This window comes from Pectobacterium peruviense (genome assembly GCF_003312355.2).
GTDB classification, from domain to species: domain Bacteria; phylum Pseudomonadota; class Gammaproteobacteria; order Enterobacterales; family Enterobacteriaceae; genus Pectobacterium; species Pectobacterium peruviense.
This window is the reverse complement of record NZ_CP161826.1, coordinates 2519292-2545033: the sequence shown is the minus strand read 5'-3', so window position 1 is coordinate 2545033 and position 25742 is coordinate 2519292. Positions and strand designations below refer to the sequence as shown.

The following is a 25742-nucleotide window of genomic DNA, read 5'->3' as shown; positions in this document are numbered from 1 at the left end:
GGTTGAAAGCGATTAACGTAACTCGCTAACCTTGACGTGATCCATGTCACCGAAAACTTGATTCTCGCCAACCATGCCCCAGATAAAGGTGTAGCGTCTGGTGCCAACACCGGAATGAATCGACCAGCTCGGTGACATCACCGCCTGCTCATTTTTTATCACTATGTGACGGGTTTCCTGCGTTTGTCCCATCATCCATCATTCCTGGCGAAAGCGCCGGGCGAAACAGATGATGCCGCGTGGCAGTGACAACGTCACCTGTTCCTCAACATGCCCGGTTCTTTCTTGTTATGCGGGATGATAGTTTGGATGGGATGTTAATTCAATAAAAATGAAATAATGTTTTATTTATTTCTTGAGGGCCGTCATGGTTTTGCTTATTTTATGTTTCTTCTGGTACTGATGTGGCTAAAATGTCGCAATCCATAGCCATACATTCATTGTCGTGCACGGTTTGTTGACGCAATAGAAGGTATGGGCAATAAAAGCGTTAGAGGAGAGATGATGATGAGAAGATACTTTATTGATGATGAAACGCCATGGGAAGAACTGGGCGGTGGCATTAAGCGTAAAATCATGACCTGGAGCGATGAGCTGATGATGGTTTACGTGCACTTTGATAAAGGTGCAATTGGTACGCCGCACTTCCATGAGATTCACGATCAGATTGCTTATGTTGCCGCTGGCAGCTTTGAAGTTGTGATCGAAGGTGAGAAACGTATCCTGAAAACGGGCGACGCCTATCTGGCGGTGAAACACGAGATGCACGGCGTGGTGTCGCTGGAAGACGGTAGCGTACTGATAGATGCTTTCTCGCCTAAGCGAGCTGATTTCCTGTAATTCCTCAAAGCGTGGCCGGGATATACGTCGGCCACGCTTTCGTCATATCTTGCGACGTCTGCTTTTCTATTCTTCTTATTCCTACACTAAATGTTCAGCAGTCAGTTGATTCAGAGAATCCAACTGATAGTCAGCCAGCACCCAGCGTGCGTCAGCGCGAAACTCAGCCTGTGGAATAACGATGGAACGCATGCGCGCTGCTTTGGTTGCGATCATGCCATTCACCGAATCTTCCAATGTCACGCATTGCGCAGGAGATACGCCGAGTCCGTTTGCTGCATTTAAATACACTTCGGGGTGAGGCTTACTGTACGGCAGCGCCTCGGCAGACATCAGGACATCAAAATAGTGTTCCAGATTAAACATACGCAGGACCTGCTGCTGCATGTGGAGCGGCGAAGCTGAAGCGAGTCCAATCTTGAGATTCTGTTCACGACACAGTTGCAGCGCATGTTCGACGCCAGGCAGAAGAGGACGCTGCTCGGCAACGAGTTCGATGGCGCGATCGATAATACGTCGGACAACCTCATCCCGACTCGGGGTAGCCCAGGGAGAATGCTGATACCAGAGCTCGACAACCATATCGATGCGTAAACCCAGCGTATCTTTCATTGCGTGTCGTAACGAAATATCTACGCCCAGTGAGGCGATAACCTCCAGCTCGGCCTTATCCCACAATGGTTCTGAGTCGATCAGCAGCCCATCCATATCGAAAATTGCCGCGCGTATAGAAGAATTAAAGGACATACCACTGGCTCCGTCCGCAAAGAAAAAGAAAATTTAAGGGTAAACTATACCCTAATAAATCGAGTTGCAGGACAAAACGCTAGCGTTTTGAACAACGCGAAGTGTTGACCCGTCAGGGCGAGGCTATGGAAGGACTGCGTAATACAGTTAACACACGTTGCGTGAAGTATGGCGGGTATGACGTTGCTATTGTGGCTTATCAGGCGGTGCGGGAGATAAAGTATTGACTGCACGTAAACTTACAGTAGGCTACCCGTCGTACTAAAACGATACATTACTAATGTTGCGTCGCTAAGAAGGGGTTCTCATGACGTATCAACAGGCTGGCCGTATTGCCGTCGTTAAACGCATTGCCGGATGGATCCTTTTTATTCCTGCGCTGCTTTCAACGCTCGTCTCGCTGGCTAACTATCTCTACGCTTATACCCAGAAAAAACAGGGCATCGATGCTGTTCTTCTGGATTTTCTGCATCTAATGGTCGACATGGTGCGCTTTAATACGTCTTTCCTGAACATTTTTTGGTACAACTCGCCAGTACCGGATTTTACGCGTTTTTTCAGTGCGGCGACGCTGATGTTTTGGCTGATCTACATCCTGATTTTCATTGGCCTGGCGTTGCAGGTATCGGGTGCTCGGATGTCTCGTCAGGCGAAGGCAATTCGGGAAGGTATTGAAGATCAACTGATTTTAGAGAAGATGAAAGGTGATGCAGGAAACACGCGTGAGACGCTGGAGTCTCGAGTTGTGGTTCCTGGGCACACGATTTTTGTGCAATTCTTTCCGCTTTACATCCTACCGGTGATTATCGCGGGTGCTGGCTATATGGTATTACGCCTACTCGGGTTGCCAGTCTGAATGACGGTCTGGCGCAACTTTTTGCGCCAGATGCTGAAATACCCTACCTGCCTTAGATCAAACATCTCACATTAGATCAAAAGCTGTCGCTCTATAAGCTGTTGTGCCTCAACAATGTGCTTGCCGCCGAAAAGATTGGCGCGGTTAAGCAGATAGTAAATCTGGTAAATGGGTTGGCGATCGATAAAGCCTTTATCCAGCGGCCATACGCTCTGGTAACCATCATAAATCTGCGCGGGTAGGGACGGATAGCGTGGCAACATTGCCAAATCGCACTCTCTGTCTCCCCAATAGCAGGCCGGATCGAACAGATACGCCCCGTCCTGACTATTCGCACAATTATCCGGCCACAGGTCACCGTGCAAGAGGGACGGCTGTGGCTGATGCCCAGCGAGGCGTTCATCGACACGAGCGATCAGTGTTTCAATGTGGCCAAAATGCATCCCTTTTTCCGCCGCTAGCTGCAATTGCCACCCGATTCGCTGTTCGGCAAAAAAGGTCGCCCAGCGTCGCTGCCAGCTGTTTGGCTGTGGCGTTGTCGAGAGGTCATTATCTAAATCCAACCCAAATTGTGGCTGATCGCTCCACTGGTGTAGACGTGCTAATTGTTCGCCCAAACACCAGGCACTGTGGGCATCCAACGGTTTGACCGGAAGATATTGCAGAAGCAGGAAACTGTAATCGCGTGAACTCCCGACACCATAGACCTTGGGCACGCGAACGGTATTACTGCGGCTCAGTAAGTGAAGCTGATCGGCTTCAGCAGTGAATTTAGCCAGCATTTCACGACTATCGCATTTTACGAAGACGTCATGCTCGCCGTAGCGGACGTACCAGGCTGGGTGTATTTCACCGCCGGGTAATTCGCGGTGTTCCTGAATATCCGCAGTACCGTGATGCTCTTCCAAAAGTCGGCTGATAGCTTGCCACATAAGGTCATCCTCCCGTTGATGTTGCCCGATAACGATGCTGTTCACTGGGGTGATTCGTTTACGGTAACCCATTGAGCGCAATAAAAATGGAAAGTGAGAACCGATAGGTTGAGATAGCGAGAAACAAGTATAGTCGGAATTAACAATAGCGGAGTTAGGATGACGCTCAATCCGGCAGATAAGGCAGTGAAATAAAGCATTTAATGACGTAACCGACGGCTATTTCCGGTTACGCCATGCTAAAAGGCTGAGGATATTACAGCGCGTCGGTGACAGCCTGAGATGCCGCCTGACGACGCTGTTTAAGCTGGTGGTAAGTCAACGCCAGTGTGAAGAACACCGCCTGAACGATGACGATGCAAGGGCCGGTTGCGCCATCAATATAGAAACTAATCAGGGTGCCAGCAATACAGGAAACGACGGAAACTAACGTGGCGACAAGCACCATGCGTTCGAAACGTTTACAGACCATGAAGGCAATAATGCCCGGCGCAATCAGCATCGCGATAACTAAAATAACGCCGACGGCCTGTAAGGATGCGACGATGGTCATCGCCAGCAGGCTCAGCAACCCGTAGTGCAGTAGCTTAACAGGGAGGCCAATGACGCGAGCATGATTGGGATCGAAGCAGTACAGCATGAAATCTCGACGCTTTAACAAGATGATAGCCAGCGTCACTCCGGCGATCAGTAATATTTGCGTCAGTTCTTGCTGAGTGATGCCCAGAACGTTACCAAACAGAATATGGTTCAGATGCTGATCGGTATCGATGCGCGCAAACATAACGAGCCCTAGCGCAAACATGCCAGAAAAGATAATCCCCATTACGGTATCTTCTTTGACCCGGCTGTGTTCTTTCACGTATCCCGTCGCTACCGCACAAAAAATACCGGATACGAAAGCCCCAATAACCAACGGGATCCCCAGCAAGAAGGCGACAACGATGCCGGGCAGCACGGCATGAGAAATGGCATCGCCCATTAGCGACCAGCCTTTCAGCACCAGATAGCATGACAACACCGCACAAACGGTTCCTGTTACCACAGCGGCGAGTAGCGCACGCTGCATGAACGGGTAGGACAGGGGATCAATTAGCCAGCTAATGAGCGTCATAATGCATCTCCTGATTGATCGCGTAACCGCAGGCGGCGCGATGCGAGTAACCCATGCTTGGGTGCAAAGACAAACGCCAACAGGAAGACGATGGTTTGTAAGGTGACAATCACGCCGCCAGTTGCACCATCAAGGAAGAAGCTCAGATACGCGCCTGCTGCGCTGGTGATAGCGCCGAGTGCAATAGAAATCACAACCAGACGACCAAAGCGGTCGGTGAGCAGGTAAGCCGTCGCACCCGGCGTAATCACCATCGCGATGACTAAAATCGCCCCGACGGTTTGCAGCGCTGCGACAGTGCAAGCACTCAGCAGCGTAAAGAACAGAATTTTCAGTTTCAGCGGGGAAAGACCAATCGAGCGTGCGTGGTTCTCATCAAAGAACACGGCCAGCAGATCCTTCCACAGCAGACAGAGAATCACGAACGTCACGCCGATAATGATTTCAACTTGCAGGACATCTTCGTCGGCGATGCCTAAAATATTGCCAAAAATGATGGACTGCACGTTAACCGATGTCGGATTGAGCGAAATAATCAGCAGGCCGACAGCAAAAAACGTTGAGAAAATAAAGCCGATAATCGCATCTTCGCGTAATCGGGTAATGTGGCGGATGAGAGTCATTGCCAAGGCTGCGAGCATACCGGTAAAAAACGCACCGGCCGCGTAGGGCAGGCCCAATGCATAGGCACCAGCAACCCCAGGAACGACGGAGTGGGAGAGTGCATCACCCATCAGCGACCAGCCTTTCAGCATCAGGTACGCTGAAAGAAAAGCGCACACGCCGCCGACTATCGCGCTGACCCAAATCGCTTTGACCATGTAGTTATAGCTGAATGGCTGCAACAGGATATCGATCATCAGGGCTTTTTCTCCTCCGGTATCACGCGTGACGCTGGAGGGTCGCTCTTGGTCGAACCATAGAACACGGCCGGACGCTCATCATCTGTCAACACCGTCACAGAGCGGACATCGTCGTCATCGTGAAGGTGAGCTCCCCCGAGGTTAATGTGCCGTAGAACGCCGCCGAACGTTTTCTCCAAATTGCTTTGGGTAAAGGTACTGTGCGTCGGTCCTGCGGCTAAAACGGTGCGATTGACCAAAATAACGTTATCGCAAAACTCGGGAACGCTGCCGAGGTTATGCGTTGCCACCAGAATCAAATGCCCTTCGTCGCGCAAGGTGCGAAGCAGATCGATGATCGCGTTCTCTGTTTTGACGTCTACACCGGTAAAGGGCTCATCCAGCAGCAAAACACTGCCCTGTTGAGCCAATGCCCGCGCCAGGAAAACGCGCTTTTTCTGCCCACCGGACAGTTCACCGATCTGGCGATGTTGCAGCGATGAAAGTCCGACACGCTCCAACGATTCCGCCACAATCGCACGGTCTTGTTTACTGGGAATACGCAGGAAATTCATTCTTCCATAGCGTCCCATCATGACCACATCGGAAACCAAAACGGGGAAGTTCCAGTCCACATCCTCTGTTTGTGGAACATAGGCAACCAGATTCTGTTTCAGCGCTTGATAAATTGGTTGCTGATTGAGCAGTACCTGCCCTGAGGTTGGTTTGACCAACCCCATGATGCTTTTGAACAACGTCGATTTTCCGCTGCCGTTTACGCCAACCAAGGCGCAAATCGTTCCGCCAGTCAGAGAAAATGAGGCGTGGCGAATGGCTTGATGCCCGTTGCTGTAGGTAACCGAAACATCATTGACTTCTAATGACTGTACTGCTCGATCACTACTCATTGATTAAATCCTTTAGCGATGGTTTCCACCGTCACTTGTAACAGGTCGATATAGGTCGGCACGGGGCCTTTTTCTGTAGAAAGCGAATCAACATACAGCACGCCGCCATATTTCGCCCCCGTTTCTTTGCTGACCTGTTTTGCTGGCTTATCGGAAATCGTGCTCTCGCTGAATACCACAGGGATAGCTTTTTCACGCACGGTGTCAATTACTCGGCGTACCTGCTGAGGTGAACCCTGCTCATCGGCATTGATTGGCCAGAGGTAAACTTCATTGAACTGATAATCCTTCGCCAAATAGCTGAATGCACCTTCACTGGTGACTAACCAACGCTGCTGCTCTGGGATACGGGCGAGACGTTCACGTAGTGGTGCGTCGAGAGCCTTAATTTTTTCAGCATAGGCTTTCGCGTTACGGTTGTATGTCTCTGCATTAGCCGGATCGGCTTGAACCAGACCTTTGCGGATATTTTCAATATAAATTAACGCATTGGAGGGTGACATCCAGGCATGCGGGTTCGGATTGCCATTATAGGCACCTTCACGGATAGGAAGCGGGGTGATGCCTTCCGTTACCACAACGGCGGGGACATTTTTCACATTCTCGAAAAAGCGCGTAAACCAGCGTTCGAGATTCATACCGTTCCACAGCACCAGTTGTGCCGACTGTGTCTTCACGATATCGCGCGGTGTCGGTTGATAATCGTGAATCTCTGCGCCGGGTTTGGTAATGGACTCAACGGTTGCGGCATCGCCTGCGATGTTTTGTGCGATATCCTGAATGATGGTAAAGGTGGTGATGACTTTAAGTTTTTCAGCCGCCTGAGCGGATGTGTTGGCTAAAAGCAGCAATGCGCACGGCAGCGCAACACGGCGAAACAGAGCGGACAAAGGGAGGTGAAAGCCAATCATGCGGATATCCTTACAAACCGTGAAAGAGTTATATGAGAATAATTATCAATATCATTTAAGTCAAGAGGCAGAAAAGAGCGGGGAGTTAATATTGAAGGGTGTCTCATGACACAAGAAATCACTGTTCGCAGGCTCGCAGCACGCGCTTGCGTAGGTAAGGAACGCATCATGCTCCTTTAGTAACAGAAATGTTGCTTTAATTTAATGAATCGTACTTAAGGTTACAACGAAAGTCTAACGGTAACAGTAGTGAACTGTCTTGCAACTATACATAGCTATACACATGGTGAAATTTACGCCAAAAAGCGAGATAAATCTTCTATAGGCTTAAGAAAATTCTGATGCTTGCCGATAAACCATAAAGAATGTGAGAGATGTCTCTATTTTATACAAAAGGATTGTCAGTGATATGAGCACAAAATCAGAACGACGTTGGAAGTTGGCAAGTTTGGTCTTATTGACTTTTTTGATGGTACTAATAGCACTGCTGGTTCAAGCAAGTTAATTTCCAGCATAATGAAAGGTTAGGCTATAAATAATTTCTATTATGTAATGTATTAATGCAAAAGATATAGATAGCATAAAAATGACAATCGATTTTAAACATTGATATAAGCGTGGTCGATGTCTGGCTCGCTTTTCGCTAGTGGTCAATATCTCTTCATATAAGAACGTTAATTATAGCTTTTTGTTATGATTGCATGGGCGTTTTGGCTCGAATTGCGACAGTCGTCGCGTATTTTTTTACATAATAGAATCTGAAATTCACTTATTGCTTAGCGTCAGAAGGTGCATGTGAATATAGGCAGACAGACTGCGTTATCGCGTATTAATGAACCAATGATGATGTGAATTTGTGCGGCACATCCACGACTGATAAAAAAGCCCTTGCCATCGTTTACATAGTGTGTAATAACGCTTCTGGGTAAAACGAGGTACAGTTCTGTATATGAATGGCATTTTCAGTAAAGAAGACTTAAGTACAACCTTTAGCGTTGCATGTTGCTTCTCTGCCGATCCTTATCTTAGTGCCTCAAGCAGTAACGACTTTGGTTTGTCTGTATAACGCCTTTTTGGCGGTTTAAACAATTAAAGGAAATATTTGAAATGGCAAAGATTAAAGGTCAGGTTAAGTGGTTCAACGAGTCTAAAGGCTTTGGTTTCATCACTCCTGCTGACGGCAGCAAAGATGTATTCGTACATTTCTCTGCAATTCAAGGCAACGGCTTCAAAACTCTGGCTGAAGGCCAGAACGTAGAATTCGAAATTCAGGATGGCCAGAAAGGTCCTTCCGCAGTAAACGTCACTGCGCTGTAATTTACAGCTCTGTTGCAAAACCCGCCATGGTGCGGGTTTTTTGTTGTCTGCGTTTTATATGCACTCGTGATACTTTTATCTACACCCGTAATACGATAAAGACGTTTTTAATGAGGAAAATGTGCCGATGAGTTATCAGTGTCCGCTATGCCAGTTACCTCTGGAGCGACACCCGCGGCAATGGACGTGCGGTAAACATAGCTTTGACTGTGCGAAAGAAGGGTACGTCAACCTGTTGCCAGTACAGTTTAAGCGTTCGAAACAACCCGGCGATAGCGCGGAAATGATGCAAGCCCGGCGCAACTTTCTGGAAGCCGGCCATTATCAACCGCTGCGCGATGCAGTCTCACAACATATTGATAATATTGTTGTGGATGATGCCGCTGCGTTGCTGGATATCGGCTGTGGGGAAGGGTATTACACCGCAGAGCTTGCACATCGTCTTACATCGCGCAGGGCGATGACGATATATGGGTTAGATGTCTCCAAAGCAGCGATTCAGCGTGCGGCAAAGCGGTATGACAACGTTGAGTTCTGTGTTGCTTCCAGCCAGAGGTTGCCTTTTCGCGATCAATCTCTTGATGTTGTGGTAAAGATTTATGCGCCGTGTAATGACGCGGAGTTGCAGCGTACGATTAAGATTGGCGGCTGGGTGGTGACGGTGTCTCCGGGGCCACGGCATCTTTATCAACTGAAGTCGGAAGTCTACGACGAGGTGCTGTTGCACCCGAGCAAAGATGAAGTGCTCGCAGGCTTTCAACTGATGGATCGGCAGACGCTCGCGTACCCCATGCAGTTATCTGGAAGTGAGGCTGCTGCGCTATTGCAAATGACACCTTTCGCCTGGCGGGCAACACCTGACGTGAGCGAGCTGTTGCAGGCAACCACAGCGTTTAGTTGTGAAACGGATTTTATTATTCGCCTGCATCAGCGTGTTGAGAGCGATGTTGACGCGTGATCGGGAAGAATAAAAACGGGCAGCGCGGTAGTGGGCTGCCCATTGCTTTTATACCCTAAATAATTCGCGTTGCGTGACAAAACGCTAGCGTTTTGAACAACGTCAAAGCGTTGGCCCTCTAGGGCAAGGCTCATTTATGGGCCTTGTAACGCGGCAACTGCGCGAATCCCCAGGAGCTTACATAAGTAAGTGACTGGGGTGAGTAAGGGCTGCCAACGCACAAGCAACGTGAAGTATGACGGGTATATCAGGCGGCGTAGCCGAGATGTTCGTACAGGATATTACAGCCGATACCAATCAGAACCAGCCCACCTATAATTTCTGCTTTTTTACCGAGAATTGGACCGATATAGCGGCCAATCATCATCCCAATCGTAACCATAATCATGGTGGCGCAGCCAATAACCATCGCAGTATGGAAGATATTGACTTGAAGAAATGCTAAACCGACGCCAATTGCCATGGCATCCAGGCTAGTGGCGATCGCAGTACAAACTAACAGCGCCAAACTATGATTTTTGACTGGTTCGCAGCGACAGTCTGAGGAACCTTTAAATCCTTCAACGACCATGCGGCCACCGAGAATCAATAACAGCGTAAAGGCAACCCAGTGATCCCATTCGAGAATATATTGGCTGGCAAAAAAACCAAGCGCCCAGCCGATGAGCGGGGTAATGGCTTCGATAACGCCAAAAATGAGACCAGTACGGATCGCATCACGGAAACGAGGATTATGCAGGACGGCACCTTTACCGATTGACGCGGCGAAGGCATCCATTGACATACCAAATGCTAGGATAAGTGTTGCTGACATATTCATTGTAAAATAGCCTCGGCTGGACGATTAACCATATACACGCAGATCATCCCCAACCCGAATGATGATCTTACGTGTCTATGGTCTCGCCTGCCAATCACGCTTGGCCGCCCGCACCACGTTTTATACCCCAGTAATATGGATATAGAACGAGTATGTTGATACGAGCATTTCTGAAAGGTTACTAATGAGTATTTACTAATCAGAAATCGGCTACTCCCCAATGACGGCGCAACCTTACCATATTATTTATGATGCAAACAACACTAAAAGTTTTAAGTGTTAACAATGCAATTGATAATTATTTTCATTTGCTTGTCGGTGACGAGGGATCGTATAAAATAACGACAATGTTATTGGGGTTAAAATACCATCAAAATATAAGGTGTATATCTGAAGATATTTTAGATAATTTGAAAGGTAAATTTACCTCATTGATTTTCAATCATAAATTTATATATTTTTTCTAAATCATCGAGCTGAGTAACCTGTATCAATAAACGGCGTTTCTCAAGATCGATAACTAACACCCCATCTTCAGATAAATTCATATTTTTAATTCTGGTATAAGGAATGAATATATTTGCATAAAAGAAACCGGTCGATTTAAAAAGTAGTTTGGGACGGCGAATATAGGCCAGATAGCATGCCATGAAGGCTAGGGAAATCAAAAGATAGGTTGTGATAATGGCACCATTACTCATCACATTCTGATAAATAAGAATACCCACTAAACCAATGAAAATCAGCGTGTCGAGCCGGTTCATCCGCTTTAAAGGAACGAGGAGTTTTGTTTTCCCTTTAAGTTTATCCATGATGAATTCGTCATAGATGGCATACGTCAGTGCTAAAGCAATCAGTACCACTAGTGCGATGTCCGTTATCGTCATCCGTATTACCTTTGTCGGTTCGTATCAGTGAATAAAAAACAGCCGGACGCATTGACGCCCGGCTGTTGGATTCTACACGCCTAGCAGGCCGATCCAGTATCCGAAGATACCAATGGCGAAGAAGCCCATAATCAGCCACAGCGCGTTCACCTTGCGCCGTAACAGCCACATACAGCCGAACGTCAGCAGCAGGGGAACGAGCCCCGGCATGAGCTGGTCAAGAATGGATTGAACCGTGGTTACCGTGGTTTCCCCGTTCTGGTTCGTCACTGTCGACACCACCATCGGTATATTGACGTGGGTCCATTTATTGACCAATGCCCCCATGACAAACAAGCCTAGGATTGACGCCGCTTCGGTCATTTTTTGCAGGAAGCCGCCGCCCATATCACTGACGATATCGATCCCTTTGCGGTAACCGTAGGCGACGCCATAGTAACGCACCAACAGGCGAATCAGGTTAAACAGGACAAAGAAGAGAACCGGCCCCAGCAGACTGCCGCTCATGGCAATCCCCGCGCCTAGCGCAGCGAATACCGGACGTGCGGTGCCCCAGAATATCGGGTCGCCAACGCCAGCCAATGGCCCCATCAGCCCGACTTTTAGGCCGTTTATCGCTGCGTCATCAATGGGGGCACCGTTAGCTCGTTGCTCTTCCATTGCCATGGTTACGCCGAGTATCGGAGCGGCAACAAAAGGCTGTGTGTTGAAGAATTCGAGATGGCGCTTGATCGCTTGCTTACGCTCTTCCGAATTTTCAGGATAAAGACGACGAATCACTGGCACCATGGAAAAACAGAAACCGAGTGCCTGCATACGTTCAAAGTTCCAGGAACCTTGAAATAGGTTGGAACGGATAAACACCGCGCGGATGTCGCTGTCAGTGAGTTTTTTGACATTCTTATTTTCGACCATTTTTCTCACTCCTGTTAATCCAGTTCGTTATCAAGACCGTTATTGCCTGATGTAACAGACTGGCCTTGAACCTTGTTATATTTCGGGCTGAGTTGGATATACAGCACCGCCATCACAATACCGATTACGCCCAGAGCGACCAGGTTGAACTCAGTGAACGCAGCGGTAACGAAGCCAAGATAGAAGAACGGCATCAGGTAGCCCGCACGCATCATGTTGATGACCATCGCGTAACCGACGACAACAATCATCCCACCTGCGATATTCAGGCCATTGGTGACAACGTCTGGGATGGAGTTCAGCAGGGCGTGAACGGCGTCAGTACCGACAGAGACTGCGACAATAACCGCAGGAATCGCGATACGCATCGCCTGAAGTAGCAGAGCAGAAACATGAATCCAACTGATAGCCGTCAGGTTACCTCGCTCTGCCGCACTGTCTGCCGCATGTTGGAACGCGACGGTGATGGTACGAACAATAATGGTCAATACTTGCCCAGCGGCAGCGAGTGGAATCGCCAGAGCAATCCCTGCACCAATCCCCTGACCACCAGCAATCACCAGAATGGTTGAGATAATGGAAGCCAGCGCCGCATCGGGTGCGACTGCCGCACCGATGTTCATCCAGCCTAATGCGATCATTTCCAGCGTACCGCCAATAATGATCCCGGTTTTTAAATCACCTAATACTGCGCCAATCAGCGTACAAGCAACGAGTGGACGGTGGAACTGAAATTCATCGAGAATTGAACCCATCCCCGAAACACACGCGACGATAAATATCAGCACAATTTGAAGTGTGGTAATCTCCATCGTACTTCTCCTATAAAATGCGTCTGAGTAAAAATAAATCGCCATCCCCATTGATTTTCTATGTCGACATAAAGCTTTTCAATATCGACATAAATGCATATTTTGAAAATCGCCAGGTCTATAAAACTATTATTGATGGTGATGTTAACGTTAATAGCCTTCGTATCGAGACAGGCATCAACGCGGCATTTTGTTAATCAAGTCCATCATTTTAATCCGGGAATCGGTTGATACTTTCCGAACCTCCAATTCAATACCGCGTTTATCTAATTCACGAAATGCCACAATATCCTTCTCATCGATAGAAACGGCATTATTTACCTGCGTTTTCCCCTGTTTGAACGCCATGCCGCCAATATTGACCGAGGTGATTTTTACGCCATTTTCGATCAGCGTTAATACATCCGTCGGATTGGTGAACAGTAACATCACACGATCGGTGGCATATTTCGGGTTGTCATAAACACGAACGGCTTTTGCCACATCCACCACGTGTGCGGTAACGCCCGGTGGCGCAACCTGAGTCAGCAACGTTTTACGCACGTGATCGGCAGCGACTTCATCGCTGATAACAATAATACGCGAAACATTGGTTTCTTTCGTCCAACGGGTGGCGACCTGACCATGAATCAGACGGTCGTCGATGCGTGCCAACCCAATCTTCATATGTTCGCCGGGACCTGCCGGTGTAGGTACAGCGTTGGCTTTGGGGGGCGGTGGAGGAGAAAGAGGGGGGGCTTTGGGTTTTTCCTGATGCTTCAGCGCCTTGACGCCATCTCTGCCAGCTTCGAGTGCAATAGAAACCAGATCGGAGAAGGACGGATTATCATCCCGAGCCATAAAGGTTTCCGCCAGCATGGGGATATTCACGCCGGCGATAACATCATGGTTTTCTTTATCTGTGACGAGGCGACTGGCGGCGTTAAACGGGCTGCCACCCCAGGTATCAACGAGAAACAGCACGCCTTGCGATGTGTCTAAGTGCGTGAGTTTTTCCTGATATTTTTCTATCAATGTTTCGGCGTTTTCTCCGGGAACGAAATCAATCCAGGCGACATTACTTTGTTCACCAAGAATCATTTCTGCTGTCTTTAACAGCGGTCCCGCAGTGGCGCCGTGAGTGCATAACATGATTGCAATACTCACTTGCTACCTCCTCACGTTCACGATCAAAAAGAGTCAATGTGTCAGGAAACAGAGTTAACGTTCCGGTAGTGAAAACGTTAACCGTCGCGGTATTAGTATGGCTGCAAGAAAAAATTTTACCGTGGATTCATGACATTCACTGTATTCCTCCAGGTTGTCAGGCGAGAAATCGTGACTGACGGATTTATTTTACTTATCGAAAAAATAAATAGTGTGATGATGCTCTAATGCTGACCAGTTAAGCAGGGGACTAAAATGGCGCGGAATAGGAAAATTTGAACGTGTTATCAATGCGAAGCGGGTCTACGAAATTCTTTGTGAAAAATGGTAACAACCTGTTAGAGTAAACATCCCAATAATTGCTTAGGAGCACCGGGCATCAGCCCTTCCCATGGACTGTCACCGACAAACTGTTCTCTGTTTCCCCGCTAATGCTGGCGGTTTTCTGTACTCAGCTGGTCACTCCGACCACATTCAGAATCTCTCTGATTCACACCAACTCTTTTTATTACCATTCAATGCGGCTCATGCATTGATGTCATCTGCTCGTTCATTTTCTGGAGTCTGACATGGAATTTTTGCTAGATCCTTCAATCTGGGCAGGCCTATTGACGCTGGTGGTACTTGAAATTGTTCTGGGTATCGACAATTTGGTGTTTATCGCTATTTTGGCGGATAAATTACCCCCCAAGCAGCGAGATAAAGCCCGCATTATCGGTTTAAGCCTGGCGTTGTTCATGCGTCTGGGCCTGTTGTCTTTGATTTCCTGGATGGTCACACTGACGCGTCCATTGTTTAGCGTTGGCGATTTCAGCTTCTCGGGTCGTGACCTGATTCTGCTGTTCGGTGGGGTATTCCTACTATTTAAAGCCACAGTGGAGTTGCATGAACGGCTAGAGAATAAAACGCACGATGGCAATGGTAATCGCGCGCATGCCAGCTTCTGGGCCGTGGTTGCGCAGATCGTCGTGCTGGATGCGGTGTTCTCGCTGGATGCCGTCATTACCGCGGTGGGGATGGTGGATCACCTGGGCGTCATGATGACGGCAGTGATCATTGCTATGGGCGTCATGCTGATTGCTTCTAAACCACTGACCAACTTCGTCAACGAGCACCCAACGGTGGTTGTCCTGTGTCTCAGCTTCTTGCTGATGATTGGTCTGAGCCTGATGGCGGAAGGTTTTGGCTTCCATATTCCGAAAGGCTACCTGTATGCAGCGATTGGTTTCTCTATCCTGATCGAATTGTTTAACCAAATTGCCCGTCATAACTTTATGAAGCATCAGTCGCACCGTCCTTTGCGTGAACGTACCGCAGAGGCCATTCTGCGCCTGATGGGCTCACGGAAAAACATGGACGATGTGGATGCGGATGAACCGCAGAAGAAGCTCACGACAGAAGAATTTGCTGAGGAAGAGCGCAATATGATCAGCGGTGTGCTGACATTAGCCTCGCGTTCGCTGCGCAGCGTGATGACGCCGCGTACTGAAATTTCCTGGGTAGATAGTGGCAGTTCTGTTGAACAGATCCGGATGCAATTGCTGGACACGCCTCATAGCCTGTTCCCAATATGTCGCGGCTCTCTGGATGAAATTATCGGTGTCGTCCGCGCTAAAGATCTGCTGGTGGCGCTGGAAACTCAGACCGATGTGGAAAGCTTTGCCGCCGCTAACCCGCCAATTGTGGTGCCGGAAACGCTGGATGTGATAAACCTGCTGCCTGTTCTGCGTCGTGCTAAAGGTAGTCTGGTTATCATCGCCAACGAGTTTGGTGTGGTGCAAGGGTTGGTGACGCCGTTGGACGTGCTGGAAGCGATTGCGGGTGAATTCCCGGATGAAGACGAAACGTTGGATATCATCCCAGACGGCGAAGGCTGGTTGGTGAAAGGCGGAACGGACCTCCACGCTTTACAACAGGTAGTGGATAGCAGCGTTCTGGTTGATCCGAAGGAAGAGTATGCTTCACTAGCGGGGATGCTGCTGGCACATAGCGATGAGTTCCCGAAAGTCGGTGCCATCATTGAGTTGTACAACCTGCGCTTCCATATCATTGAGGTTTCCGAATACCGTATTGAACTGGTGCGTGTAGAACGTATCGTCGATCGGGAAGAGGATGAAGACGCGTAATTAGCGCTTTGCGGGGCGATTGTAGAATAAAGCTCCGCCAATGATTTGGTGTAATGCCAGTCGGTTGAGTGTATTGGTACGTTTCTGCGAGTCATAAACAATCTGGAATCAGGTCTCTGATTCCAGATGAACGGCGTGATGATTACACCCTGTGAGCAGTGCGCTGACAGGGTGTTTACTCGCTTGGTTCGGATGTCTATTACTTCACCACTTTGAACGGGTCTGGAACGGTATGTTGGTTAGCATTGTTCCAATAGTTCTGTAATACCCAGCCATATTCTGGCAATCCATTGATAAATGGTGGAAGCATCGCGTCAGCAGTTGGGTTTTTCCAGTCTGCCTGCAGCTCTGCACCAAGTGCAAACACGCTTTCAAGCTCAGCGCCTGCCGCAGTCATTCTCTGCATCGCGGCATCTGCTTCGTATTTGCTCCATGCGCCAGATGCATCAACAACGGGATACACTTGGTACCCATCATTTATCATTGCCAACGTCGGTAAGGTTACACACGTTCCCAATGTGACACCGGAAATGATAATGTGTCGACGCCCAGTTTTAGCCACTAAATCTTCTAAAGCTTTACGGAACGTCGGATCTTCATAAGCATTGATAATACCCGTACGACGGTAAATCGGCTGATCTTTGAATATTTCTTTCAATTCCGGCAGCGTATCGCCATTTTGCCATTGCGCATTGGAACTTGTAATTAATACGGGAATATTCAATGCCTTCGCCATCTGCGCTAAGGCAATAACATTGTTTTTATAGCCTGATGCCTGTTGAAAATCTCGAACGCTAGCCATCAAACCTACTTGGTGGTCGACAAATAACATAATGCTATTTTCAGGCGTCGGTTTATCATAAGCCACGCGACCCGCTTTACGTGCGTCTGAAGGGCTTGTTTTATATGGCAAAACTTTGTCCGTAATAGGACTAACAATATCGGTTGATTTCTGTTCCGCAAAAGAAAATGAAGAAACGCAAAGTATTGTTAAAGCGAGAGAGAGTTGAGTCAATTTTGTACGTGGCATAGTTATCCCGAGAAAATAATAAACAGTGATTTAAATACGACTAATCCAAGTCGGCGCAATTTGAGTGCCTTTATTTGCACCGTACCCAAAATAAATATTGAGTCCGCCAAGCGGCTCCAGATAACGTGAGTTTTTTAGGCCACCCGAATATATTGGAGAGAACCCTATACTTTCGATTAATTCGCGGACAGATTCTTTGGCGGATTCGCTATCTGTGGCATAAAAAGCAGGGACAGTGGCATTCTGGGCAAAATTTGCCCCTTCTGACAAAACTTGAGCAAAAATGGTGTTAAATGCTTTAACAACAATAGCCTCCGGAACCATTTTTGCGATTTCTTCTCCTGCTGAGGTGTTATGCCCAAGGGTTAGTCCCATGTAATCGGCTGTGAGTGGGTTGGTGATATCCACAATCACTTTCCCTTTTAGATCGCCAAGCGAGCGTAATGCGGAGTGCGCATCGTTGTAACCTACCGCCAAAATCGCTATGTCTGAATCGCGCAACGCGTCACCAGACTCGACTGCCACAGCCCCCGGATATTGAGCTGCAAGCGCTCTGGCTTTTGTGAGATCGCGCGCGGTTACACGGACTTCATGCCCAGCTAACGTAAGTTGCTTGACGAACCCTTGTCCCATATTTCCAGTACCTATAACGGCAATTCTCATTGTGTAATCCTCGTGTAATAAAAGTATCCACGACACTTTATTAGTAATGCTGATAATGATAAATAAGGGATAAATAGATATATTGTCTCTCTGGAGGAGACTATGGATAAATTACAAGCGATGACGACCTTTGTTGCCGTAGTTAAGGCAGGAAGTTTTGTCAAAGCGGTGGAAAGTACGGGGTTTTCTAAACCGGCAGTATCACGCCAGGTTATTGAACTTGAAAAGTTTTTGGGGGTGAGGTTACTTCACCGTACCACCCGGCGTATTTCTCTGACGAGTGAGGGGCAGACTTATTATCAACGCTGTAAAGAGGTGTTATCGGTTATCGAGGAGGCCGAAAACCAAGTTTGCGCACGAGCCAATCAAGCACATGGGCGTTTGCGAATCGGTGTACCGCAGGATTTCGGTGTACTTCAATTGGCTCCGCTATGGGGACAGTTTATGGATAGAAATCCGAAAGTTGAGCTCGATATTGTTCTTTCTGATCGTAACGTCGATCCAGTGGAAGAAGGCTACGATTTAGTGGTTCGCATCGGCAATTTACCTGATTCAACGCTGGTATCCTCTCTGTTGGCAACAACGCGTCTGATATTGTGCGCCTCACCCGAATACCTTCGCTTACGGGGGACACCAACACACCCGACAGACTTAGATAAACATGTAGTCATTGCTTATAGTTATAACGCCAGTGGCAACGAATGGTTATTCTGTAAGGAAAAAAGAGAACAGATAAAAGTTAGCACCCATCCGCGTCTCAATGTTAATAGCGGCGCAACATGCCGACTTCTCGCTATCGAAAGCCAAGGGATAATCTTGCAACCAGATTTTCTGGTACACAGTGATATTATAAAAGGGAAATTAGTCGAAATTATCCCGGAATGGCAAGCGCAAACACTGGAAATACATGCCCTTTACCCTACACGCGTCCTATTGCCCCTCAAAGTGCAGCTTTTACGTGATTTTTTATCGGACTCTTTACGTCCCAAGCCATGGCTATCGCCCGCTTATGACCCGTGGGAAAAATTGTTAACAGGAAACTGAATGTTCAATCATTGAATATCTGCCTATTACGACAAATAGCGCTTAGCGCTTTATGATTAAGAAGGCTTTATTAAATAAATTGAATTTTCAGAGGTAGCCAGAAGATGTGGGAAAGGATGGCGGGGACACCCCGCCTCCTGTTCGATCGCCTAGTTCTTTTAATCACATTGGACTTTGATCGCCAGCCCGCCTCGTGAGGTTTCACGGTATTTGGCGTTCATGTCTTTACCCGTCTCGTACATGGTTTCAATGACCTTATCCAGCGATACACGGGCTTCACTGGTGCGGCGGGTAGCCATGCGAGCGGCGTTAATCGCCTTAACGGAGGCAATCGCGTTGCGTTCGATGCACGGAACCTGTACTTGGCCCGCAACCGGATCGCAGGTTAGGCCCAGATTGTGTTCCATCCCGATCTCGGCAGCGACGCAGACTTGTTCTGGGCTAGCGCCCATCAGTTCTGCCAGCCCAGCGGCTGCCATGGAGCAGGCTACGCCCACTTCACCCTGACAGCCTACTTCAGCACCGGAGATAGAGGCGTTCATTTTGTACAGAATGCCAACTGCGCCTGCCGCGAGGAAATAACGAATATAAATGGTTGGGCTAACCGGCTCGATGAAGTGGTCGTAATAGGCGAGGACGGCTGGGACGATACCGCATGCGCCATTCGTTGGTGCGGTTACCACACGGCCCCCCGCGGCATTTTCTTCATTCACTGCCAGCGCGAACATATTAACCCAGTCCACCACGTTCATCGGGTCGTTGGATAGCTTATCGGAAGACACCAGTATACGACGCAGCGCTGAAGCGCGACGAGGAACGCGCAGCGGGCCGGGTAAAACGCCTTCGGTGTTCATGCCGCGATCGATACAGGCACGCATTGTCTGCCAAATGTCGGCAAAGTACGCGTCAATATCCTGTCGGCTATGCAGTGCCAGCTCGTTCCGCATCACCATCCCGGAAAGCGACAGACCATTCTGTTTACAGTGGTCCAGCATCTCTTTGGCAGAATTGAATGTATAAGGAACGGAGACGTCGTTGGCGGCGTCTTTGCCAAAATTCTCGGCATCAACGATGAAGCCACCGCCGATAGAGTAATAGGTTTTGCTATAAATTTCTTTATTGCTGGCAAAGGCGGTGATGGTCATACCATTTTCATGCAACGGTAAATTTTCGCTGCGGAAAACCATCCCACCTTCGCGTGGGAAATCGACCTCGTGCTGTCCGTTAGCCAGCAACAGGCGTCCGCGTTGCTCAACATCGCGGATAAAGCCGGGAATCGCATCAATATCAACGGTGTCCGGCATGTTACCCGCCAGGCCCATGATGATGGCGATATCCGTATGGTGCCCTTTACCTGTCAGCGACAGCGAGCCATACACATCGACGGCAATACGCGTAGTCGCGGTCAGTAAATCCTGATTGATCAATTCATCGACAAATTGCTTACCGGCTTTCATCGGTCCAACCGTATGAGAGCTAGAGGGGCCAATACCGATCTTAAACATGTCGAAAACGCTTATCACGCGAAACTCCTTAAAGACTCAGGATCGTACCCGCAATTCTCTGGTCGCCTGCTTTTAGTTCTGGCGAGACATGACCTGAATTGTAGTGGATATATACCCAAAGATTAGAATAAAACTCGTCAAATCGCGCTATTGTAGTGTGGAATATGTTGCATAGCTTTCTTTTTCGCATGAAATAAACTTATGCCTATGCATAATTTAACTTATCTCAAATATGACCTAAGTCATTGTAAATGTTATGTCTGAATGATTTTTATTCGGTAAGGACGCTTTTAATATGGGGATAATTAGTGGGGGAAAAGAAGTGTCGAGACAAAAACTGCCGAATGTGGCCCGTGCTTAGGGCCTGTCGGAAATTTGTAAAGCAAGCTGGTGGATGATGGCGGCGGTCAGTCCCCAGACAAACTGCTGCTGATACCAGGAGAGGTAAACCCGGTGCCGCTGCTGTTTACGCTCGATATCCAGTGGGTAATAGCGTGTCAACGCAAAAGCCTCGTCCAGCGGCATTTCAAACAGGTCGGCGACTTCATCTTCATTAGGGTGGAAACGAGTCTGTGCGGCGATCAGCCCGACGACGGGCGTCACCTGAAAGCCACTAACGCTGTCCAACGGCGGTAAGACACCCAACACCTGTACATTCTCCGGTGGGATAGCCACTTCTTCCTGCGCTTCACGCAGCGCTGTTTCGATGATAGAACGATCCGTTTTGTCTGCCGCACCGCCGGGAAAGGCAACTTGTCCGGCATGCTTACGGAGATCGGCAGAACGGCGAGTCAATAATAGCGTGGGTGTCGGGTGACAAATAATCGGCACCAGAACCGCCGCCTGCCGTTGTTGATGAACGGGGCGTAGCGGTGGTGGAAGCTGTAGCTGAAAGCGCGTGATAAAGTCGTTCAGCGCAAACGCCGTTGGCGGCAAGGCGATCTCACTCATTTACTCGGTACCTGAATTGTTGGTCTGGGAACCATCCAGCAGGGGAAGAATGCGGCCCACTTTATCAAACGTTTCCTGATATTCAGCCTGTTCCTGACTGTCGGCGACGATGCCGCCACCTGCCCAACAGTAGATTCTGCCGCGTTCGGTTAATAACGTTCTGATGGTGATGTTGGTGTCCATGGTTCCACACACGCTAATGTAACCGACACTACCGCAGTAAGCATTGCGACGCTGAGGCTCTAGTTCCTCAATAATCTGCATCGCGCGGATTTTTGGTGCACCGGTAATCGAGCCTCCAGGGAAACAAGCGCGTAGCAGCGTGGTGGCAGGGCAATTTTCCGGTAGCTGTGCTTCAATCGTGCTGACCAGATGATGTACCGCGGGAAAAGGTTCGACGACGAACAGTTCAGGTACGCGAACGCTGCCCGGAACCGCGACGCGGCCAATATCATTGCGCAGAAGATCGACAATCATCAAATTTTCAGAGCGATCTTTCTCGGAGCTGGCGAGCCTCACGGCCTGTCGTTTATCGGCATCTGGGTCTGCGAGGCGCGGTAATGTCCCTTTAATCGGGCGCGTTTGAATATGATTGTTTTCCAGCCAGAGAAAGCGCTCTGGCGATACGCTGATTATCGTATTTTCCGGCAGACGCAGGAAAGCAGAAAAAGGTGCTTTATTGCCTGCGGACAGTCGTAAAAATGCCTGCCATTCATCGCCTGTATAAGCCGCAGAAAAACGCTGCGCCAGATTGACCTGATAGCAATCGCCCGCCAGAAGGTAGTCCTGTATTTTGCGGAATTTTTCGCCGTACTTATCACGTGACATATTCGGCTGCCAGGCGCTGGCGAGACTGAAGTCGGCTTTCGGGGCATCAACGGGCGGATTGGCTAACCAGTCGAGCCGTGCCTGAAGGGAATGATGTACGATCAGCGTTAATGTTTGCCGGTGATGGTCGGCAACCAGTGCCCAGTCGTATAAACCAATCGCCATATCCGGCAGGTCGATATCCTGTTCTGCCTGTGTGGGTAGCGTTTCAGTCTGACGCCCCAAATCATAGCCGAACAGGCCAAGTGCGCCGCCCTGAAACGGGAAATCAGCGTGCGTCTCGGTAGTCAGCGCCAATGCATCCAGCTGTTGTTGCAGAAGATCAAACGGGTCACTCTCTGAGGTATTGGTTACACCGTCACTTGTGGTTTCCGTCTTGCCGCCGCGTGTGCACAGCGTGGCTAGTGGGTCAGCGACCATGATATCGAAACGATTGTGCGGATGATCGGCAAACCCAGAATGCAGCAACATAGCCCACGGCTGTTGGGAAAAGGGCGCAAAGCGATCGAGCAGCACAGTCGGATAATAAGGCAGCGCGTGATAGAGAACGGCGGAGCCCGTTGCTGTGGCCGAATCGCTTATAGAATCTCTTTTATTAGTGACGTGAGTCGTATTGGCGGCAGTCATGTTTTTCGTGTTGTGTCTACTATTATGGTGTCGATTTTACTGACCACAGCGTACCACAAAGCAGAAATGCTGGTGTATGCCGAAGCGGGCATGCGATGATACGTGCGAATTTATCAACCAGGAAACAATCATGATTGCAGGTATGCCCGCGCTGACACACAAGCAGCAACAAGATGCCGTAGAGCGCATTCAGGAATTGATGTCTGAGGGCATGAGTAGTGGACAGGCTATCGCGCTCGTCGCGGCAGAAATTCGCGAAAACCATAAGGGTGGCAACGTCGCGATGATGTTTGACGAAGACGATGATGACATGGTTAATGATAGCGATGAAGAGCATCATTTTGACGATGGTGAAGAAGAGGAAGAACAGTAAGCGCGCTTCCCCTGCAAGACGTTGGTGGCTTATACCGCCGCGATTGCTTTTATTTCGACTTTAAATTTCGGATGCATCAACTTCGCCTGCACGGTGCAGCGTACAGGCGCGCTGCCAGCCACGACCCAGGCATCCCACGCGGCGTTCATCGCGGCAAAATCATCGGCGTCGGCGAGAAAAATCGTCACGTCCAACAGCTTGCTCTTATCCGTTCCCGCCTGTTTTAGGATCGCATCTATCGCGCTTAGCGCGTTTTCCGTCTGCGACTGAGCGTCGTCATCCAGATTTTCCGGCACGCTGGTGTAATAGAGCGTGTTGTTGTGGATGACAGCATCTGACCAGCGTGCTTCAGGATTAATTCTTGTGATCGCCATGGGTGAGGTTTCTCCTAACGTAATAAAAGCGAATCGCCAAGCCTAACACAGTAGGTGTTGGCACGTGTTCCTGATTTAGGGTGGTAGCGGCGGGTGACTCTTGGCATAATCAGCGCGATATTTTGCCGCGACCTGAAACGGTTAGGGGCTTATAGATTTTATAAATAAAGCATTCCTTTGAAAAAGAGAGCAGGCGTGACGAACGATCGGGTAATCGATGATTTTGCTAATGACGGCGCGCTGGCGAAAGCGATCACAGGCTTCAAGCCTCGTGAACCACAGCGGCAGATGGCGCAGGCTGTCATGCGCGCCATTGACGACAAAACGGCGCTGGTGGTGGAAGCAGGAACCGGAACGGGTAAAACCTATGCTTACCTTGCGCCTGCGTTGCGTTCAGATAAAAAAGTCATCATTTCGACCGGGTCGAAAGCGCTACAGGATCAGCTCTATAGCCGTGATTTGCCGACGATTGCACAGGCGCTCAAGTACAAAGGCAAATTAGCGCTGTTGAAAGGCCGCTCGAACTATCTCTGTCTGGAACGGCTTGAACAGCAATCGCTGGGAGGCGGTGATTTACCCGGCGAAACGCTGAGCGAACTGGTCAGGCTGCGTGGTTGGTCGTCGGAAACAACGGAAGGCGATGTCACGACCTGTGCAGGCGTGGCAGAAGACAGCGCGATTTGGCCATTAGTGACCAGCACCAACGATAACTGTCTGGGCAGCGACTGTCCGCATTATAAAGAATGCTTCGTAGTGAAGGCGCGTCGCAAAGCGATGGATGCCGATATCGTGGTGGTCAACCATCATCTTTATCTGGCTGACATGGTGGTGAAGGAGACGGGTTTTGCGGAGCTGATTCCTGAAAGCGATGTCGTTATTTTTGATGAAGCCCATCAGATACCCGATATCGCCAGCCAATATTTTGGCCAACAGCTTTCCAGCCGCCAACTGCTGGATTTGGCAAAAGACATCATCATTGCCTACCGCACTGAAGTACGTGATGCCTCTCAACTACAAAAAAGCGCCGATCGCCTGACGCAAAGTACGCAGGACTTCCGGCTGGCGCTGGGCGATCCAGGGTTTCGCGGCAATCTCCGCGATGTGCTTGAGCAGCCGTCGCTTCAGCGTGCGTTGCTGTTGCTGGATGATGCACTGGAACTGTGTTACGACGTCGCGAAACTGTCGCTCGGGCGTTCTGCGCTACTGGATATTGCCTTTGAACGCGCCACTCTTTACCGCAACCGTCTGAAACGGCTGAAAGACGTCCAGTTGCCGGGTTATAGCTATTGGTATGAATGCAATTCGCGTCATTTCGTGTTGGCGCTGACGCCGTTGTCCGTCGCCGATCGCTTTCGTGAATTGATCAAAGAGAAGCCCGCAGCCTGGGTGTTTACCTCCGCGACGCTGTCTGTTAACGATCAACTCTTTCACTTCACCGATAGGCTGGGTTTGGATAACGCCAAGACGCTCCTGTTACCCAGCCCGTTTGATTACGCCAATCAGGCACTGCTCTGCGTTCCTCGTAACCTGCCGGAAACTAATCGTCCCGGTGCGGCGAAAAGGCTGGCAGCAATGCTGCGGCCGTTGATTGAAGCGAATCAAGGACGCTGCTTTATGCTGTGTACCTCGAACCAAATGATGCGCGATTTGGCTGCCGAATTCCGTGCCACGCTGACGTTACCGGTGCTGTTGCAGGGGGAAACTGGCAAAGCACAATTGCTATCGCAGTTTGTATCGGCGGGTAATGCCTTACTGGTGGCGACGAGCAGCTTCTGGGAAGGCGTGGATGTGCGCGGCGATACGCTCTCTTGCGTCATTATTGATAAACTGCCGTTTACCTCACCAGACGATCCGCTGCTGAAGGCGCGCATAGAAGACTGTCGCCTGCGCGGTGGTGAGCCGTTCGACGATGTGCAGGTTCCTGATGCGGTGATTACCTTGAAACAAGGCGTGGGGCGTCTCATCCGTGATGTTGAGGATCGTGGCGTGATTGTGATTTGCGATAATCGGTTGGTGATGCGGCCGTACGGCGCAGTGTTTCTTAACAGTTTACCGCCGACACCGCGTACCCGTGATATTCAGCAAGCGATTACTTTCCTGACGCGTAACACATAATCCCCGTTGACGATTGCCGTATGGCCTGACCGATGGTGGGAAGGGCTGCTGCACGGCAGGGGCTTATGCTATGATACGGGTTATTAAGATTTATTTATCCT

The 25742-nt window shown here is 49.3% G+C and carries 26 protein-coding genes and 1 pseudogene; 9 read left to right on the top strand and 18 right to left on the bottom strand.

The window, feature by feature from the left end:
* Positions 1-12: 12 nt before the first annotated feature.
* Positions 13-195 (bottom strand): annotated as a pseudogene (locus DUT67_RS11550) (5-deoxy-glucuronate isomerase); the annotation flags it as partial.
* A gap of 312 nt (positions 196-507) precedes the next feature.
* Here DUT67_RS11550 and DUT67_RS11545 point away from each other — a divergent pair.
* Positions 508-840, top strand: a complete 333-nt coding sequence (locus tag DUT67_RS11545) for a cupin domain-containing protein (protein WP_048260592.1) — start codon at positions 508-510, stop codon at positions 838-840.
* An 81-nt stretch (positions 841-921) separates the two neighbouring features.
* On the opposite strand, the gene hxpB is transcribed toward DUT67_RS11545, so the two are convergent.
* A complete protein-coding gene (hxpB, locus tag DUT67_RS11540; RefSeq protein WP_113631935.1) occupies positions 922-1587 on the bottom strand; it encodes a hexitol phosphatase HxpB in 666 nt (221 codons plus the stop codon).
* Between the two features lie 307 nt (positions 1588-1894).
* Here hxpB and DUT67_RS11535 point away from each other — a divergent pair, with 307 nt between their 5' ends.
* Positions 1895-2443: a YniB family protein gene (locus DUT67_RS11535; protein WP_113625895.1), complete on the top strand. Its 549-nt coding sequence runs from the start codon at positions 1895-1897 to the stop codon at positions 2441-2443.
* Positions 2444-2514: 71 nt separating this feature from the next.
* Here the strand turns inward: DUT67_RS11535 and DUT67_RS11530 are convergent, their stop codons facing one another.
* The 5 genes from DUT67_RS11530 to DUT67_RS11510 form a co-directional block, all read right to left on the bottom strand.
* Positions 2515-3375 (bottom strand): fructosamine kinase family protein, encoded by an 861-nt coding sequence (locus DUT67_RS11530; RefSeq protein WP_113631936.1) that lies wholly within the window; start codon positions 3373-3375, stop codon positions 2515-2517.
* Between the two features lie 256 nt (positions 3376-3631).
* On the bottom strand, positions 3632-4489 hold the full coding sequence (locus tag DUT67_RS11525) for a metal ABC transporter permease (RefSeq protein ID WP_113631937.1): 858 nt from the start codon (positions 4487-4489) through the stop codon (positions 3632-3634).
* Positions 4486-5349, bottom strand: a complete 864-nt coding sequence (locus tag DUT67_RS11520) for a metal ABC transporter permease (RefSeq protein WP_113625898.1) — start codon at positions 5347-5349, stop codon at positions 4486-4488. Before DUT67_RS11520 ends, DUT67_RS11525 begins: the two co-directional genes overlap by 4 nt.
* Complete coding sequence (locus DUT67_RS11515; RefSeq protein ID WP_048260304.1) at positions 5349-6239, bottom strand: manganese/iron ABC transporter ATP-binding protein; 891 nt, start codon at positions 6237-6239, stop codon at positions 5349-5351. The genes DUT67_RS11520 and DUT67_RS11515 overlap by 1 nt, the downstream gene beginning before the upstream one ends.
* Positions 6236-7150, bottom strand: a complete 915-nt coding sequence (locus tag DUT67_RS11510) for a metal ABC transporter substrate-binding protein (protein ID WP_113631938.1) — start codon at positions 7148-7150, stop codon at positions 6236-6238. The genes DUT67_RS11515 and DUT67_RS11510 overlap by 4 nt, the downstream gene beginning before the upstream one ends.
* 949 nt (positions 7151-8099) lie before the next feature.
* Here DUT67_RS11510 and DUT67_RS11505 point away from each other — a divergent pair.
* From DUT67_RS11505 to rlmA, 3 genes are all read left to right on the top strand, one after another.
* Entirely contained in the window at positions 8100-8216 is a 117-nt protein-coding gene (locus DUT67_RS11505; RefSeq protein WP_085996916.1) for a DUF2627 domain-containing protein, read from the top strand.
* A gap of 41 nt (positions 8217-8257) precedes the next feature.
* Positions 8258-8467 carry a transcription antiterminator/RNA stability regulator CspE gene (cspE, locus tag DUT67_RS11500; protein ID WP_005968829.1) on the top strand — a complete coding sequence of 70 codons (210 nt, stop codon included), beginning with the start codon at positions 8258-8260 and terminating at the stop codon, positions 8465-8467.
* A 127-nt stretch (positions 8468-8594) separates the two neighbouring features.
* The gene (gene rlmA, locus DUT67_RS11495) at positions 8595-9425 is read left to right on the top strand and encodes a 23S rRNA (guanine(745)-N(1))-methyltransferase (RefSeq protein WP_113631939.1); all 831 of its coding nucleotides are present in this window, start codon (positions 8595-8597) and stop codon (positions 9423-9425) included.
* 247 nt (positions 9426-9672) lie between these two features.
* Here the strand turns inward: rlmA and mntP are convergent, their stop codons facing one another.
* The 5 genes from mntP to manX all read right to left on the bottom strand — a co-directional run bounded on the left by mntP (position 9673) and on the right by manX (position 14005).
* Complete coding sequence (gene mntP / locus DUT67_RS11490; protein ID WP_048260298.1) at positions 9673-10245, bottom strand: manganese efflux pump MntP; 573 nt, start codon at positions 10243-10245, stop codon at positions 9673-9675.
* 428 nt (positions 10246-10673) lie between these two features.
* Complete coding sequence (locus tag DUT67_RS11485; RefSeq protein ID WP_223254588.1) at positions 10674-11108, bottom strand: DUF986 family protein; 435 nt, start codon at positions 11106-11108, stop codon at positions 10674-10676.
* A 96-nt stretch (positions 11109-11204) separates the two neighbouring features.
* A complete protein-coding gene (locus DUT67_RS11480; RefSeq protein ID WP_113631941.1) occupies positions 11205-12047 on the bottom strand; it encodes a PTS mannose transporter subunit IID in 843 nt (280 codons plus the stop codon).
* Positions 12048-12061: 14 nt separating this feature from the next.
* Complete coding sequence (locus DUT67_RS11475; protein WP_039291647.1) at positions 12062-12859, bottom strand: PTS mannose/fructose/sorbose transporter subunit IIC; 798 nt, start codon at positions 12857-12859, stop codon at positions 12062-12064.
* A gap of 177 nt (positions 12860-13036) precedes the next feature.
* On the bottom strand, positions 13037-14005 hold the full coding sequence (gene manX, locus DUT67_RS11470; protein WP_113631942.1) for a PTS mannose transporter subunit IIAB: 969 nt from the start codon (positions 14003-14005) through the stop codon (positions 13037-13039).
* A gap of 569 nt (positions 14006-14574) precedes the next feature.
* On the opposite strand from manX, the gene DUT67_RS11465 reads away from it, so the two are divergent.
* Positions 14575-16131 carry a TerC family protein gene (locus DUT67_RS11465; protein ID WP_048260288.1) on the top strand — a complete coding sequence of 519 codons (1557 nt, stop codon included), beginning with the start codon at positions 14575-14577 and terminating at the stop codon, positions 16129-16131.
* Positions 16132-16330: 199 nt separating this feature from the next.
* Here DUT67_RS11465 and DUT67_RS11460 read toward each other — a convergent pair whose 3' ends face one another.
* Complete coding sequence (locus DUT67_RS11460; RefSeq protein ID WP_223254581.1) at positions 16331-17161, bottom strand: isochorismatase family protein; 831 nt, start codon at positions 17159-17161, stop codon at positions 16331-16333.
* Positions 17162-17191: 30 nt separating this feature from the next.
* On the bottom strand, positions 17192-17824 hold the full coding sequence (locus tag DUT67_RS11455; protein ID WP_113631944.1) for an NADPH-dependent F420 reductase: 633 nt from the start codon (positions 17822-17824) through the stop codon (positions 17192-17194).
* Positions 17825-17926: 102 nt separating this feature from the next.
* Here DUT67_RS11455 and DUT67_RS11450 point away from each other — a divergent pair, with 102 nt between their 5' ends.
* Positions 17927-18868 (top strand): LysR family transcriptional regulator, encoded by a 942-nt coding sequence (locus tag DUT67_RS11450; protein ID WP_113631945.1) that lies wholly within the window; start codon positions 17927-17929, stop codon positions 18866-18868.
* A 158-nt stretch (positions 18869-19026) separates the two neighbouring features.
* Here the strand turns inward: DUT67_RS11450 and sdaA are convergent, their stop codons facing one another.
* The 3 genes from sdaA to pabB form a co-directional block, all read right to left on the bottom strand.
* On the bottom strand, positions 19027-20391 hold the full coding sequence (gene sdaA, locus DUT67_RS11445; protein ID WP_048260281.1) for an L-serine ammonia-lyase: 1365 nt from the start codon (positions 20389-20391) through the stop codon (positions 19027-19029).
* A gap of 339 nt (positions 20392-20730) precedes the next feature.
* The gene (locus DUT67_RS11440) at positions 20731-21324 is read right to left on the bottom strand and encodes a CoA pyrophosphatase (RefSeq protein WP_048260279.1); all 594 of its coding nucleotides are present in this window, start codon (positions 21322-21324) and stop codon (positions 20731-20733) included.
* Entirely contained in the window at positions 21325-22779 is a 1455-nt protein-coding gene (gene pabB / locus DUT67_RS11435) for an aminodeoxychorismate synthase component 1 (RefSeq protein WP_113631946.1), read from the bottom strand.
* Positions 22780-22909: 130 nt separating this feature from the next.
* Between pabB and DUT67_RS11430 the strand changes: the two genes are divergently transcribed.
* A complete protein-coding gene (locus DUT67_RS11430) occupies positions 22910-23152 on the top strand; it encodes a YoaH family protein (RefSeq protein ID WP_048260587.1) in 243 nt (80 codons plus the stop codon).
* Between the two features lie 29 nt (positions 23153-23181).
* Here DUT67_RS11430 and DUT67_RS11425 read toward each other — a convergent pair whose 3' ends face one another.
* A complete protein-coding gene (locus DUT67_RS11425; RefSeq protein WP_113627566.1) occupies positions 23182-23526 on the bottom strand; it encodes a RidA family protein in 345 nt (114 codons plus the stop codon).
* Between the two features lie 195 nt (positions 23527-23721).
* Between DUT67_RS11425 and DUT67_RS11420 the strand changes: the two genes are divergently transcribed.
* The gene (locus DUT67_RS11420) at positions 23722-25641 is read left to right on the top strand and encodes an ATP-dependent DNA helicase (protein WP_113627565.1); all 1920 of its coding nucleotides are present in this window, start codon (positions 23722-23724) and stop codon (positions 25639-25641) included.
* Positions 25642-25742: the final 101 nt, after the last annotated feature.

Coding starts and splice junctions, on each gene's coding strand:
- cspE (WP_005968829.1), top strand. CDS start 8,258: ATGGCAAAGATTAAAGGTCAGGTTAAGTGGTTCAACGAGTCTAAAGGC.
- DUT67_RS11430 (WP_048260587.1), top strand. CDS start 22,910: ATGATTGCAGGTATGCCCGCGCTGACACACAAGCAGCAACAAGATGCC.
- DUT67_RS11455 (WP_113631944.1), bottom strand. CDS start 17,824: ATGAGAATTGCCGTTATAGGTACTGGAAATATGGGACAAGGGTTCGTC.
- DUT67_RS11535 (WP_113625895.1), top strand. CDS start 1,895: ATGACGTATCAACAGGCTGGCCGTATTGCCGTCGTTAAACGCATTGCC.
- DUT67_RS11510 (WP_113631938.1), bottom strand. CDS start 7,150: ATGATTGGCTTTCACCTCCCTTTGTCCGCTCTGTTTCGCCGTGTTGCG.
- mntP (WP_048260298.1), bottom strand. CDS start 10,245: ATGAATATGTCAGCAACACTTATCCTAGCATTTGGTATGTCAATGGAT.
- DUT67_RS11465 (WP_048260288.1), top strand. CDS start 14,575: ATGGAATTTTTGCTAGATCCTTCAATCTGGGCAGGCCTATTGACGCTG.
- DUT67_RS11480 (WP_113631941.1), bottom strand. CDS start 12,047: ATGGTCGAAAATAAGAATGTCAAAAAACTCACTGACAGCGACATCCGC.
- rlmA (WP_113631939.1), top strand. CDS start 8,595: ATGAGTTATCAGTGTCCGCTATGCCAGTTACCTCTGGAGCGACACCCG.
- DUT67_RS11460 (WP_223254581.1), bottom strand. CDS start 17,161: ATGCCACGTACAAAATTGACTCAACTCTCTCTCGCTTTAACAATACTT.
- hxpB (WP_113631935.1), bottom strand. CDS start 1,587: ATGTCCTTTAATTCTTCTATACGCGCGGCAATTTTCGATATGGATGGG.
- DUT67_RS11515 (WP_048260304.1), bottom strand. CDS start 6,239: ATGAGTAGTGATCGAGCAGTACAGTCATTAGAAGTCAATGATGTTTCG.
- DUT67_RS11425 (WP_113627566.1), bottom strand. CDS start 23,526: ATGGCGATCACAAGAATTAATCCTGAAGCACGCTGGTCAGATGCTGTC.
- DUT67_RS11525 (WP_113631937.1), bottom strand. CDS start 4,489: ATGACGCTCATTAGCTGGCTAATTGATCCCCTGTCCTACCCGTTCATG.
- DUT67_RS11505 (WP_085996916.1), top strand. CDS start 8,100: ATGAATGGCATTTTCAGTAAAGAAGACTTAAGTACAACCTTTAGCGTT.
- pabB (WP_113631946.1), bottom strand. CDS start 22,779: ATGACTGCCGCCAATACGACTCACGTCACTAATAAAAGAGATTCTATA.
- DUT67_RS11530 (WP_113631936.1), bottom strand. CDS start 3,375: ATGTGGCAAGCTATCAGCCGACTTTTGGAAGAGCATCACGGTACTGCG.
- DUT67_RS11450 (WP_113631945.1), top strand. CDS start 17,927: ATGGATAAATTACAAGCGATGACGACCTTTGTTGCCGTAGTTAAGGCA.
- DUT67_RS11545 (WP_048260592.1), top strand. CDS start 508: ATGAGAAGATACTTTATTGATGATGAAACGCCATGGGAAGAACTGGGC.
- DUT67_RS11440 (WP_048260279.1), bottom strand. CDS start 21,324: ATGAGTGAGATCGCCTTGCCGCCAACGGCGTTTGCGCTGAACGACTTT.
- DUT67_RS11520 (WP_113625898.1), bottom strand. CDS start 5,349: ATGATCGATATCCTGTTGCAGCCATTCAGCTATAACTACATGGTCAAA.
- DUT67_RS11475 (WP_039291647.1), bottom strand. CDS start 12,859: ATGGAGATTACCACACTTCAAATTGTGCTGATATTTATCGTCGCGTGT.